The sequence below is a fragment of the Streptomyces sp. NPDC020747 genome (assembly GCF_044334695.1).
Lineage (GTDB): Bacteria > Actinomycetota > Actinomycetes > Streptomycetales > Streptomycetaceae > Streptomyces.
In genome coordinates this window covers 96,986-110,224 of record NZ_JBIRTJ010000020.1, presented here as the reverse complement: position 1 = coordinate 110,224, position 13,239 = coordinate 96,986, and the positions used below count along the sequence as shown (strand labels likewise).

The following is a 13,239-nucleotide window of genomic DNA, read 5'->3' as shown; positions in this document are numbered from 1 at the left end:
GCCCTGGAGAACCGGGCGGTGACGCTGATCACCGGGGACCGGTTCCTGGTGGACGGAAACGGCGGCATCGTGTCGTTCACGTCCGCTGAAGGCCGCGACGATGTCGGCTTCCGGGTCGAGGAATCCCGCGAGCACCTGTACGCGATCCCCACGGACGCGGAGGAGTTGATCGCGCGAGGCACCGTGGATCGTCGTCTGTTCGACCTCAAGGCCCTGTTGGACGACGGGTACGACGACGCGCACAGCGGCAGACTCCCGCTGGTCCTCGGCGGGACCACGGCCACGTCCTTGTCCGCCACCCGCATCGGCTCACGGCCCGTTCCCGACGGGACGGTCGTCACCAAGAAGCTGCCGGCCGTCCGGGGCGCGGCCGTGGAGGTCGGCAAGAAGGCGGCCGGCGAGTTGTGGCGGACCCTGACCCGCCTGCCCGCCTCCGGTGCCGCGGACGGGCAGCGAGCCACGGCGGCCGGAGTCCGGCGGATCTGGCTCGACGGCACGGTGAAGGCCACGCTGGACCGCAGCGTGCCGCAGATCGGCGCGCCCGCCGCGTGGGCCGCCGGACACACCGGCAGGGGCGTCAAGGTGGCCGTGCTGGACACCGGCGTCGACAGCAGCCACCCGGATCTGGCCGGGAAGGTTGTCGCCCAGGCGAACTTCACCAGCACCGCCGACGCGGTCGACCGCCACGGACACGGGACCCACCTGGCATCGATCATCACGGGCAGCGGTGCCGCGTCCGGCGGGAAGTTCAAGGGGGTCGCCCCTGATGTCACTCTGCTGAACGGCAAGGTGCTCGACAACCAGGGCGGAGGCAACTACTCGGACATCCTGGAAGGGATGCAGTGGGCCGTCGACCAGGGCGCGAAGATCGTCAACATGAGCCTGGGCGGCCAGGACGATCCGGCGACCGACCCTCTCGAAGCCGCTGTCGACGACCTGTCCCGCAAGCACGGCACACTGTTCGTCGTCGCCGCGGGCAATGACGGGCGCAACGGTGACGGTACGGTCGGCAGCCCGGGCAGCGCGGACGCCGCGCTGACAGTGGGAGCCATCGACGACTCCGACGCCCTGGCCACGTTCTCCAGCACCGGCCCCCGCATTGGGGACAACGCTGTCAAGCCCGACATCACGGGCCCCGGTGTGCAGATCGTCGCCGCCCGTGCGGCCGGCACGTCGCTGTGCGAGAACGCTTGTGTTCAGCCGGGCGACGGTCCGGTCGACGCCAACTACACCTCGGCGTCCGGCACTTCGATGGCTACACCGCATGTCGCCGGCGCGGCGGCACTCCTGGCGAGCGCGCACCCCGACTGGTCCGGCGCGCAGCTCAAGAGCACGCTGATGACCTCCGCCCGGCCCAGCACCGACCGGGGCGCGTTCCAGCAGGGCGCCGGCCGGGTCGACGTGGCCGCCGCGACGAGCAGACAGGTGACCAGTGAACCGGCCTCGCTGTCCTTCGGCTTCGCGGACTTTCCGCACACCGACGACACGCCGACCGCCAGGACCCTGACGTACCGCAACAGCGGTGACCAGGACCTCGTACTCGACCTGGCCGCAGCGACGGCCGACCGCTCGGGCAAGGCGGTCAACGAGGGCACCTTCACCGTCGCCCCGGCGCGGGTCACGGTCCCGGCCGGTGGCACCGCGACCGCCACCGTCACCTCCGACACCCGGGTCGGCACGGCCACCGGCCAGCTGTCCGGCACGGTCACCGCGACCACCGGGTCCGCCGTCGTCGCCCGCACCCCGCTCGGCGCCGTTCGAGAGAGCGAGGTCTATGACCTGACGTTTCGTCGCATCGGAGCGGACGGGAACGCCCCGGTGCCCAGTTCCGGGGACAGTCTCTACGACACCACCACCGGCGCCTCGTACAGCTCCGACAGGCAGTCCGACGGCACCTGGCTGGTGCGCGTGCCCCCCGGCACCTATCACCTCAACAGCACCATCACCACCCGCCGGGCCGACGGCAGTACCCAGCGTGCCGTCCTCTACCACCCCGAACTCGTCGTGAACGAGGACAGGTCCCTGACCCTCGACGCCCGCACCGCCGGATCGGTCGATGTCACCCTGCCCGATCGCGAGGCCACGAGGACAGCCGGTGTGCTGGCCGTCCGAAGGACCACCGGCAGCGGGCTCAGGATGACCACGTCGTGGCTGGGCTCGTTCGACGGACTGTCGTTCGCGCAGCTCGGTGGGCGTGCCACCACCGGATCGCTCCAGGTGATGCTCGGCGGTCTCTGGACCCGCCCGGAGGTCCCCGGCGGCGCCGGCGCTCCCCAGTACCGCCTCGCCTTCCCGCTGCCGGACAGGCGCGGCGCCGGTCTCACCCGGGACCTCACCCGGCGTGACCTGGCCCGGATCGACAGCACTCTCGTCGCCTCCGTCGTGAACAAGCAGGCAGAGGTCGCGGCGGTTCCTTACGCGCCGGACGGCATGAGCTCCGCGGGCGTCGCTCTTCGCGACACCACCGCGCTGCCCCGCGTACAGACGGACTATGTCAACACGGCGGCCGGGGTGGCCTGGGGATTCATCGTGACGCAGAACAGCGCCACGCTGCGTGACGAGGCCAAGTACTACAGCCCCGAGCGACGCTACCGGGCCGGCGGCAGCTACCGGACCAGCTACGGAGTGGGCGTCTTCGGTCCCGGATTCGGCCTGGGTGAAGGGCGTGACAGTCTCGGTGGCAGAGGCTGGGGGCTCTTCAGGACCGGGAACCAGCTCGACATGAGCATCCCCCTCTACACGGACACCGCCGGCCACCCAGGCAGCACGGGCCTGCGCTTCGGTGGCCGTGCCCGCACCACACTCGTGGCCGGCGGCACCACCCTCGTCGACACCGCCTTCCCCACCTCCATCGGCAATGTCGCCGTCCCCGCTGGTGACATCGGCTACGTCCTGTCCACCGACCTGACCCAGGCGGCCCAGTACACCAGCCTCTCTCCCCGGATCGTCTCCACCTGGACCTTCCGCTCCGCCGCGGTCGCGTCCGGCACCCAGCGGATCCCGCTGCTGAACATCCGCTACACACCTCGTCTCACGACGGACACCGGCGCACCGGCGGGCCGGCCGGTCCTCGTGCCGGTCAGTGTCGAGGGGGTCCGCGCGGGGATCCGCTCCCTGACCGTGGAGGTCTCGTACGACGAGGGCGGGACCTGGCAGCGCGTACCCAGGACCGCAGGCCGGATCCAGCTGCTGCCCCCTGACGACGCAGTCTCCGTGTCGCTGCGCGCCAAGGTGAGGGACGGCAAGGGGAACACGGCCGATCAGACGATCATCCGTGCCTTCAAGGTCACCCCGCGCGACAACTGACCACCCGTCACCGTCGAGTCGTACGCGGTCCGGGCCCGCCCTCTCCGGAGGCGGGCCCGGACCGCGTATGCCCTGAGGGAGCCGTAGGAGACCTACGCTGTGCTGATCCACCTGATGTCGGCGGGAAGGAGCACGGGCCCCATGCTGGCTGGTCTCGGCCTGAGCTCTGTCGAGGAGGACGTCTACCAGCACCTCGTCGACCGCGGCGAAACCACCACGGCGGCACTCCGCACGGCCCTCGATCACCCGCCGGAAGCCATCACGGCGGCACTCGCCGGCCTTGCCCGCCACGGGTTGGTCACCACCGCACCGGACGAATCCGGCAGCCATGTCGTCGGCCCGCCCACCATCACGCTCGGCTCGATGCTCGCCGCCCGGCGCGACGAGTTGCGCCAGGTCGAACTCGCCGTCACCGAACTCGCCGAACGTCACCGTGCCGCCGCCAGTCGTGATCTGGGCGGTCTCATCGAGATCGTGACTGGCTTACAGCCCATCAGCCGGCGTTTCCTCCAGGTCCTGGAATCCGCCGACCACCAGATATGCGGCTTCACCAAGACCCCGCCGATCGCGGTCGGCCCGAGGGACAACCCCGCCGAACCCGTCGTCGCGCGGCGCGGGCTGCGTATGCGAACGGTGATCGAGCAGTCCTATCTGGCCGACCCCGACTCGACGATCGACATCGACCAGTCCCTCGGCCGGGGCCAGGAGATCGCCATCGTCGCCGAGTTACCGGTGTCCATGGTCATCGCGGACTCCGCTATCGCACTGGTGCCGCTTCTCGTCGGCCCCCAGGAGACACCCCGAGCCGTGCTGATCAGCTCCAGCGGCCTGCTGAGCCCACTCGTGACGCTCTTCGAGAAGACCTGGGCAGACGCCTACCCCCTGCGCCCGCGCGCCGCAGGTGAGGCACCGGTACCGTACGCGGACGGCTCCCCCGGCCCGGCCCGGCTCTCCTCCCTCGACGCCAAGATCCTGGACCTGCTGCTGGCCGGACTCACCGACCGTGCCGTCGCCAACAACATCGGTCTGTCCCTGCGTACCGTCACTCGCCGAATCCGGCACCTGATGGATCTCGCCGGCGCAGACAACCGCATCCAGCTGGGCTGGCGGGCGGCACAACGCGGCTGGATCTGACCCGTTCGCACGCACGACGCCGATTCCGCTCCCGCTCCCGCTCACCGAATCCGGCGCGCCGGTCGGACCCGCCGGTCGGACCCGCCGGTCGGACCCGCCGGTCGGGATGACCAGTCCGCGACGCAGTCGTGGCGCTGGTGCCCGGCGGCACGGTCGCGGTGAGGTGGAACCGTCCCTCTTCGATACGCCGGCTCGATGCGAGCGCTGCACGGAGTCGAACTCTCCCTCGGCCCAGGTGAGTCGGCCGCCCGGCCGGGGGCTGCTGTCGAAGTGGCGGTAGCCGGGAGCGTTGTCGCGCAGGCGGGATGCCCGCGATGGGGCGGTGGAGGGTGCAAGGAGATCACCGCTGTCCCTTCTCTCGTAGCGTAGAGACCGTGACTGCAGGGGGAGTTGGGGGAGAGTTCGACGACTCCGGCGGCACCCACGGCTCGCCGCGGATCTGGATCAGGCTGGTCGCGACGGCGGCACGCCACGGTGTCGAACCGGTCGTCGCCGCCCTGCACATAGCCGCGACGCCCCGTGGCGGAGACGTGTGCGGTGTCATCTTTCACACGGACCGCAGGAGCGAGTACGCCTCAGGCTCCTCAGATGGGCCACAACATAGTGGTGTCCGGATTCGACCGTTTCATGGCGCCAGGCGGCCCAGCAGGAGCCGCGCTCTTCGACCCGGCCACCAAGGTGCAGGAAGCGCAGAAGGCGAAGGTCCATCCGAACGCAGACCCGGTCCGAGGAACCGCACCGCTCAAGATCCGGACCATTCCCGGGCCGGCGATCCTGCCAAAGTCACGACGGGCACTGATCGCTCTGGTCAACGATTCTCTGCCGCCGTACCACCAGCAGAGAAAGAACCTGCCGACCGGCACCCCTCCGCCTCGCCCGCCAACGCATCATTGTCCTGTTCGCCATGCTCCGCGACGGCACCTTCTACGAACCCCACACCCCCGAAACCACCCCTGCATAAGCCCTTCGGCCTTGACGAAGGACATAGAGGCACCCCCCTCAGCACACCCTGGACCGTCCTCTTCTTCCCGCACTCAGGCGGTTCCGCAAGTTCCTACCTGCCTTGCTGCGCGCCCGGCCGGCAGCGCCCGGACAGCGGGCGTCCAGTAACCCGGGCGGGCGGAACGCCAACAGGAGCCGCTCTTCGCCGATGTGCAGGCTCTCGCCGACGAGGTGGCTGAAGCGTTCGCCTCGGTGGACGACGGCGGGCCAGTGATCTTTTTCGGTCACAGCCTGGGGGCGGCGGTCGCCTACGAAGTCGTGCGCAGAATCCCCGACCAGGGGTGGACGCTGCTCGTGGCCTCCGGCCATCTTGCTCCGTCCCGCCTCAGCCTGCCTGTTCTGGGGGCGGCCGACGACGAAAATCGCCGAACCACCCGCCGTCGGGGAGATGCCCGTAGGGGAGCCCCTGGCGAGAGTCGGGCATCTCGCGGGGCCTTCCGTGCCCGGGAGAGCGGTGAACGACCCTGTGGCCGTCCTGCATGCTCGACGCCCGATGGTCAGGCATTCAACTTCGGCCCGGACTGGACTGTTTGAGCCATCGAAAGATCAATAGCCTGTCCCTCGACGGCACGCATCTACTTACGAGGAGTACCGTGTCCACTGCCCAGCAGGTGCCCGACATCCTCTCGCCCGAGTTCGCCGCGGATCCCTATCCCGCGTACGTGGCGATGCGGGAGAAGAACCCCCTGATCTGGCACGAGGCCACCCAGAGTTACATCATCTCCCGCTACGACGACGTCGAGCGGGTCTTCAAGGACAAGAAGTCCGAGTTCACGACCGACAACTACAACTGGCAGGTGGAGCCGGTCCACGGCAAGACGATTCTCCAGCTCAGCGGTCGGGAGCACGCGGTGCGGCGTGCACTCGTCGCCCCCGCGTTCCGCGGCAGCGAGCTGCAGGAGAGATTCCTGCCGGTCATCGAGCGCAACTCGCGCGAACTCATCGACGCCTTCCGGCACTCCGGCTCGGCCGACATCGTCAGCGACTACGCGACCCGGTTCCCGGTCAACGTGATCGCGGACATGCTGGGCCTGGACAAAGCCGACCACGCCCGCTTCCACGGTTGGTACACCGCCGTCATCGCCTTCCTCGGCAACCTCTCCGGCGATCCCGAGGTGACCGCCGCCGGCGAGCGCACCCGGGTGGAGTTCGCCGAGTACATGATTCCGATCATCCGCGAGCGGCGCGACCACCTTGGCGACGATCTGCTGTCCACGCTCTGTGCCGCCGAGGTCGACGGTGTCCGGATGAGCGACGAGGACATCAAGGCGTTCTGCAGCCTGCTGCTCGCCGCCGGTGGGGAGACCACTGACAAGGCGATCGCGAGCATCCTCGCCAACCTGCTCCTGCACCCCGAGCAGCTGGCGGCGGTCCGCGAGGACCGGAGTCTGATCTCCGCGGCCTTCGCCGAGACGCTGCGCTACACCCCTCCGGTCCACATGATCATGCGACAGTCGGCCACCGAGGTCGAGGTCTCCGGTGGCACCATCCCGCAGGGAGCCACGGTGACGTGTCTCATCGGAGCTGCCAACCGGGACGAGCGCCGCTACCGCAACCCCGACCGGTTCGACATCTTCCGAGACGACCTCGCCACGACCTCTGCGTTCTCGGCCGCTGCCGACCATCTCGCTTTCGCGCTGGGCCGACACTTCTGCGTCGGCGCGCTGCTCGCCAAGGCAGAGGTCGAAGTGGGGGTGAACCAACTGCTCGACGCGATGCCCGATCTGCGTTTCGCCGACGGCTACGAGCCCGTCGAGCAGGGCGTCTTCACCCGCGGCCCGCAGTCACTGCCGGTGCGCTTCACCCCGGTCACCACTTGAGCGACGGCCCGGTGGCGATCCACGTTCTCCGCGTGCCAGGGGCCCCGCGGATCGCTGCCCGGCCCGCGGAGGACGTGGCTACTGCGCCGCCGGAGTGAACTGCACGGGCAGGGACGTCAGTCCGCGCATCCAGATGGACGGACGCCAGGTCAGGTCAGCCATTTCGATGCCCAGCACCAGGTCGGGCAGCCGCTCCAGGAGAGTCTCCACCGCCGTGCGTGCCATCACGTCGGCGAGCAGCGGAGCGGGATAGGGGCAGCGGTGCTCACCGTTGCTGAAGGACAGGTGCGCGGAGTTCTCGACGCCGACATGTGCGTCGGGCCAGATCTGAGGGTCCGTGTTGGCCGCCGCGAGGCCGAGGACGAGGCAGTCGCCCTCGCGGATGAGCCGCCCGCCGAGCTGTGTGTCGCGCACGGCCCAGCGGCCGATGAAGTTCTGGGTCGGCGTGTCCAGCCACAGCACTTCGTTCAGCGCGTCCCCGACACTGACCCGGCCGCCGGAGACGTTGACCGCGAAGCGCTCGTCGGTCAGCAGCAGGCGCAGGGTGTTGCAGATCCAGTTGGCGGTCGGCTGCTGCGCCGCGGCGATGACGGAGATCAGGTCCTGCACGATCTCCTCGTCGCTGAGGTCTGCCGGATCCAGCAGCATCCGGGAGGTGACGTCGGGACCGGGGCGCTCCCGCTTCTCCTTCACCAACTGCATGATGCGTTCCCCGACGCGCATGTACGCCGCCACCGGATCGTCGCCCTCACCGGCGTCCAGCGAGATCCGCAGATCATCGATGAGCTGCTCCGTATCCGCGCTGCCCTGCGGCACGCCGCACATCCACAGCACCGCACGGGCCGGCAGGGCATGCGCGTACGCGCTCATCAGCTCGGCCTGACCGCTGCCGGCGAACGAGGTGATCAGTTGCTCGGCGATCGACTGGCATTCGCGGGCCAGTTCGAACTGGTCGACCCCCTCCAGCGCCTGGGTGATGACGCCCGCCCGGCGCTGATGCTCCTGCCCCTCGGTGAACAGCACGGACGGCTGGTAGCCGACGAACGGCAGCAGGGGCCAGTCCTCCGGGATGTTCGGCCACTGGTTCCACCGCCGGGAGTCCCGTGCGAACAGCTCGTCATGGCTGGTCACAAAGCTGACCTCGGGGTAGCCGAGTACGAGCCAGGCCGGGATGTCGCCGTCGAGCAGGACCGGCGCCACCGCCCCGTGCTCCCGGCGCATGGTGCGGTACAGCTGCGAGGGCGTCTGCTGGTACTCCAGACCGCCCAGGGGTACGGCGGAGGCATGTGCCGGGCAGCCCGGCGGAGGCGTGCCCGTGGACGGGGAGCCGGTGGAGTCGCTCACGAGGTCCCCTCCTGGGACAGGGCCAATGCGTGGAGATGGTCCACGAGAGTGATCAGGACCTCTTTGCCCGAAGACCTGACCCGTGCGTCACAGTCGACCATGGGTACGTGTTCGCCCAGCGCGAGTGCCTGTCGGATCTCGTCGAGCGATAGCTGGCGCTTGTCGTCGTCGAAACGATTGACGGCCACCACGAACGGCGTCTCGTGGTGTTCGAGCCTGTCGATCGCGTACCAGGAGTCCTCCATACGCCGGGTGTCGACAAGGACGATCGCGCCCAGAGTGCCGGAGAACAGACGGTCCCAGAGGAACCAGAAGCGTTCCTGGCCCGGTGCGCCGAACAGGTAGAGCACCATGCGCCGGCTGAGGCTGATACGCCCGAAGTCGAACGCGACGGTCGTCGTGGTCTTTCGCTCCACACCCGTCGTCTCGTCGACGCCCTGCCCGGCCTGCGTCATCACCTCTTCGGTGTTGAGCGGCCGGATCTCGCTGACCGAGCGGACCAGGGTGGTCTTGCCGGCACCGAAACCGCCCACGACGACGATCTTCAGGCCGGTTTCGGCGGCATCGGTCAGCGGTGTGCGCTGGGCGGGCAGCTCAGAGGTTGCGGAGCCCATGGAGCACCTCCTGCAGCAGGGCGGTTTCGGGGAGGGTCGCGACGGACTCGGCCGCGCGGGGGTGACGGGCGCTCACCTTGCCCATGGCATGGAGGTCGCCGAGGAGGATCCGTACGACGGTGATGGGCAGCTTGAGTTCGGCCGAGATCTCGACCAGTGCCGTCGGGTGCCGGCACATCTCGAGGATCCGGGTGTGCTCGGACTGCATCCCGGCGGTGGGCTCGCACTCACTGACGATCAGTGTGACCAGGTCGAAGGCGTCGTCGGCTTCACTGCGTCCACCCGTGACCATGTAGAGCCGGTCGGGGCCGCCGACGTCCACGGGTTTGTGGATCACGCCGAGGCACCCCCGGTGACGGAGGCGCGGGGTTCGGCCCGCAGATGGTCACCGATCTGTTCCACCAGCTCGGTCATCTGATGGCCGACGACACCCGGGTCGGCGCTCTCCTCGGCGACGACCGCGAGATGCGCGCCCTGGCCGGCGTCCACGATGAACAGGAGACCTCCGTGGAACTCGGTCATGGAGTGCCGCACGCCGCCCGTTCCGTCGCCGAACTCCACGGACGCGCCCTGCGCGAGAGCCTGGATGCCGGAGCAGATCGCCGCCAGCTGATCGGCCTGGTCGAGGTTCAGGTGGTCCGTCCAGCACAGCTTCAGGCCGTCCCGTGACAGTACGAGTGCGTGGCGGGTGCCCGGGGTGCGCTCCATGAGGTTCATCAAGAGCCAGGTGAGGCTGTTGTCAGTGGTCTCCATGATGGGCGGGACGGGTCATGACCTCTTGGTGGTCACCCGGCCCGTTCCTCCAATCCAACGGGGTGCGGCGAATCAATGCGGAGGGGGCTTGCGGTGCCCCTGAGGTGTGCGAAGGGGCCGGATCTAGTCGTCCGCCTCGGGCCCGGTCTCGTGCCCGGAGTCATCGCCGGGATCGGCGATGGAGCCGGCGGAGGACCCTCCGGCCTGTCGGCCGCGGTGAAAGGCACCGAACTGGCTTCCGGCGTCGCGCGCCGGACCGGTTCCGCCGGGCTCCGCCCGGGACGGCTCGGACGTCGTCTTCGGCCGTCCTCGTTCTGCCTCGGCCATGGTGCGGCCGGGGGCCCGGACCGGCAGCCCGTTGGGAGTGGCCGCGGTGGGCCTGCCGGGAACGTCGGCTCGGGGCGCCTCATCCGCGGGCCCGACCGCCTGAGGTCGCAGCGGGAGTGCTTCCTCGACCACGGGAGCCGACGCGGCGGTCGGAACTCCCGCGCCACGACGCGGAGGCTCGGGAGTGACCGGCTCGCGCTGCTGCGCCACGAGCTGGGGCGGCAGCAGTACGACGACGCCGGTGCCGCCGCGCGAGGAGGGACGGTAGTTGACGCTGATGTCGTGCTTGGCGGCGAGCCGCCCCACCACGCTCAGGCCGAGCCGGGTGCCCTGCAGCGAGGCGAGGTCGGTGACCTGGCCCGACACCGACTCCGCAGCCCGGCGCATGGAGGCGTCGGACATCTTCAGACCGCTGTCCTCGATGGTGATGACGAGACCGGCGCTGCGCTCTTCCACGTATACGTGGACCTCGTCGATCGGCGGCGAGAAGTTGGCGGCGTTGTCCATGAGTTCGGCCAGCAGGTGCATCACGCCCTCTGCCGCGAAGCCCGCGATGGCGACCTTGCTGGAGTTGTGCAGACGGACGCGCCGGTACGCGGCGATCCGGCCGACGGAGCCGCGCAGAATGCTCTCCATGACGATCGGCTTGTTCCAGACGCGGCTGGAGCGGCCGCCCATCAGCAGGGCGAGCCGGTCGGTCATGAGGCCCAGTTGGGAGGTGCTGTGATCCAGGCGCAGCAGATCGCCGAAGATCTCCCCGGCGTGGCGGTCCTGCATGTCCCGCAGGTCGGCGAGCATGCCGACGGTCTTGGCCTGGACCCGGCTCAGCGCCTTCGCGGAGGCCGCCTGGGCGGCGGCGGAACGGCGCTCTGCGTACGCGAGTTCACGGATGAACGATTCCGCGGGGGAGCGCAGCAGGGGGACGCTCGGCCAGTCGAGCTTGGCGAGGACGGTGTCCGCCGAGCTGCCCTCGCGCAGCAGGGCCACCGCGGCCGGCAGCGTGTCGTTGGTGAGGCGTTCGAGTTCCTCTGTCCCCCGGGCCAGTTCACGACGCATCATGTCGAGGTCCGACTGAGCCTCGGCGGTTCGCCGGACCGACGCGGCGACCTCGGTGGTGAAGATGTGCAGCATCCGGCGCAGGTACGGGTCGGAGGGGATGGGCAGCCCGGCCAGAACCTCGTCGGTGCCGATGCCCTCGTTGAGCCGCTTGGCTGTCTCCGGCAGGGTCACATTGACCAGCCGATCCGTCTCGGCGCCGTGCTGCATCCAGTTGTTCTTGGTCATCTCCAGCTCACCGGACCGTGACACCGTCTCACGGTGGGCCTGACGCAACCGGGCGGAGGTGAAGGCGACGACGGCCGCGATGCAGCCCCAGGCTGCGATCGCCGTGCCCGCCACCCATGGGCGGGCTCCCTCGGGGGCGAGGCCGACGGCCGCTCCGGCTCCCGCGGCCGTGACGACCAGGAGTGCGGAGAGCACGGCTGGGGAGGAACCCGTCGGCTGCGCGGATCGGCGCTGGCGGGGGCGAGCAGGCACTGGCATTCCGCGGTCCCTCGGTCCGTGTGATCAGGGGGTGCGTCCATGGCTGAGACATCGCCGAGAATCCGGAAGACGTTGGGGCATCGTCCGGATCAAGCACGTCGCTCATGCTAGTCACCACACCAGGCACACGGGCCCCGGCGAAGGGTCTACTTCACTTCGTCGGAAAATGGCTACCGTGGCACAACTGTGTGGTAACCGGACTGACTTGCCGCCGCTGATCCATGGCATGCGGCATCCGGCGTTTTCAGGCGATTTACCGCCCCCTCGTCGTGTTCGAGATTTCGTGACACTCGGCTTGGAGTGTGCATTTTCAGCCAATTGAGCTCCAGTGATGGCCGATGAATCAGACAGCCATGAACAAGGATGGCGCGGACGTTGTGAGGATCCACCGATGGCCGGCGGGGTGCGGGTTGCGGCGGGGGAGGCGGCGGACGGGCTTGGTATCCCTGCATCGTTGAGCGCGCGGGTGATGCGAGCGATGCGGGCGATGCTGTGCCGTCCTCCTGGCCGGCCGTCTGCGGGTCGACGATTCCGCCCGGTGCGGGAGTGAGGGCCGTCAGTTGTGTCCGGCCCGGTGGCAGGGACTCCTCACTCGTCGCTCCTACGCACCTTCACCGAGAGCCTGCTCGAACACGGCCGTTGTGTCGCGTACGTCGTCCCGTCGTTCCGCCACGGTTCCGCGCCCGCTGACGCCGCAGGCACCCAGGAGAAGGGCAACAGCCGCCCCGCACGTTCGCCCACCTCCAACAGCAGTACAACGCAACGAGCCCCACGCGAGCGGCTACCGCGCGCCGGCCTTCCCCTCCCCGGCCGATCGACCGGCGGGGATCCGGTGGGGATGAGGAAGGCGGATCGCAACAGGGCACGTCCGCGGCGTGCGCGGTCGGTGACGGGTGACATCACGGTCAGGGGGTGCGTCTCGCCCTTGGCGTGGCACTTGATGTGCCATGGAGTGGGCTCGTATGGCGATACGGCCTGTCCGATGCTGTGCCGGGGCTGTTTGTTGTACTGACGGTGCGGCGGCGGGCGTGGGCCAGCCTGGGCCGGGAGCGGGATCTGGCGGCTCAGGCCGCCAAGGCGGCCCTGGCGGCGTGGGCGGTGGCGGGCTGGTGGAGTCGGCCTTGTACCGATCGGTCGCGCACGGTCTGCGGCAGCTCGCGGCGATCGCGGTGGGTACGGCGGTGGCGCTGATGCTGGCCAGCGCGATGGCCCTGGTCCTCCCGGCAGTGTCGCTCCCTGCCGGGCCCGGTTTCCCGAGGCGGTCACCGCTCCGGAGCAGGAGACGAAGTGTGTGCTGACCGGCGGCCTTTGGTACAGCGCCTACGACGACCTGTACCTCGACAGCGCGCGCAAGTTGGACGTCGACCACATGTGATCTGCAGCCGCGACGGACGAAC

At 69.4% G+C, this 13,239-nt stretch carries 8 protein-coding genes and 1 pseudogene; 4 read left to right on the top strand and 5 right to left on the bottom strand.

Translation table 11 applies throughout. The features are described 5' to 3' along the window. Positions 1 to 18: 18 nt before the first annotated feature. The 4 genes and pseudogenes from ACH4YP_RS40585 to ACH4YP_RS40570 all read left to right on the top strand — a co-directional run bounded on the left by ACH4YP_RS40585 (position 19) and on the right by ACH4YP_RS40570 (position 7,262). Positions 19 to 3,306 carry a S8 family serine peptidase gene (locus tag ACH4YP_RS40585; protein ID WP_398496140.1) on the top strand — a complete coding sequence of 1,096 codons (3,288 nt, stop codon included), beginning with the start codon at positions 19 to 21 and terminating at the stop codon, positions 3,304 to 3,306. Between the two features lie 141 nt (positions 3,307 to 3,447). Further along, on the top strand, positions 3,448 to 4,440 hold the full coding sequence (locus ACH4YP_RS40580) for a helix-turn-helix domain-containing protein (protein ID WP_398496138.1): 993 nt from the start codon (positions 3,448 to 3,450) through the stop codon (positions 4,438 to 4,440). Positions 4,441 to 5,562: 1,122 nt separating this feature from the next. Beyond that, positions 5,563 to 5,976: pseudogene (locus ACH4YP_RS40575) on the top strand (thioesterase II family protein); the annotation flags it as partial. A gap of 59 nt (positions 5,977 to 6,035) precedes the next feature. After that, the gene (locus tag ACH4YP_RS40570) at positions 6,036 to 7,262 is read left to right on the top strand and encodes a cytochrome P450 (protein WP_361069558.1); all 1,227 of its coding nucleotides are present in this window, start codon (positions 6,036 to 6,038) and stop codon (positions 7,260 to 7,262) included. A 78-nt stretch (positions 7,263 to 7,340) separates the two neighbouring features. On the opposite strand, the gene ACH4YP_RS40565 is transcribed toward ACH4YP_RS40570, so the two are convergent. The 5 genes from ACH4YP_RS40565 to ACH4YP_RS40545 form a co-directional block, all read right to left on the bottom strand. Beyond that, positions 7,341 to 8,606 (bottom strand): cytochrome P450, encoded by a 1,266-nt coding sequence (locus ACH4YP_RS40565; protein ID WP_361069561.1) that lies wholly within the window; start codon positions 8,604 to 8,606, stop codon positions 7,341 to 7,343. Continuing rightward, entirely contained in the window at positions 8,603 to 9,220 is a 618-nt protein-coding gene (locus tag ACH4YP_RS40560; RefSeq protein ID WP_361069563.1) for an ATP/GTP-binding protein, read from the bottom strand. The genes ACH4YP_RS40565 and ACH4YP_RS40560 overlap by 4 nt, the downstream gene beginning before the upstream one ends. After that, positions 9,201 to 9,557, bottom strand: coding sequence for a DUF742 domain-containing protein (locus ACH4YP_RS40555; RefSeq protein WP_361069566.1), 357 nt, complete (start codon positions 9,555 to 9,557; stop codon positions 9,201 to 9,203). Before ACH4YP_RS40555 ends, ACH4YP_RS40560 begins: the two co-directional genes overlap by 20 nt. Then, on the bottom strand, positions 9,554 to 9,973 hold the full coding sequence (locus tag ACH4YP_RS40550; protein WP_361069569.1) for a roadblock/LC7 domain-containing protein: 420 nt from the start codon (positions 9,971 to 9,973) through the stop codon (positions 9,554 to 9,556). Before ACH4YP_RS40550 ends, ACH4YP_RS40555 begins: the two co-directional genes overlap by 4 nt. A gap of 123 nt (positions 9,974 to 10,096) precedes the next feature. After that, the gene (locus ACH4YP_RS40545) at positions 10,097 to 11,842 is read right to left on the bottom strand and encodes an ATP-binding protein (protein WP_398496134.1); all 1,746 of its coding nucleotides are present in this window, start codon (positions 11,840 to 11,842) and stop codon (positions 10,097 to 10,099) included. Positions 11,843 to 13,239 lie beyond the last annotated feature (1,397 nt).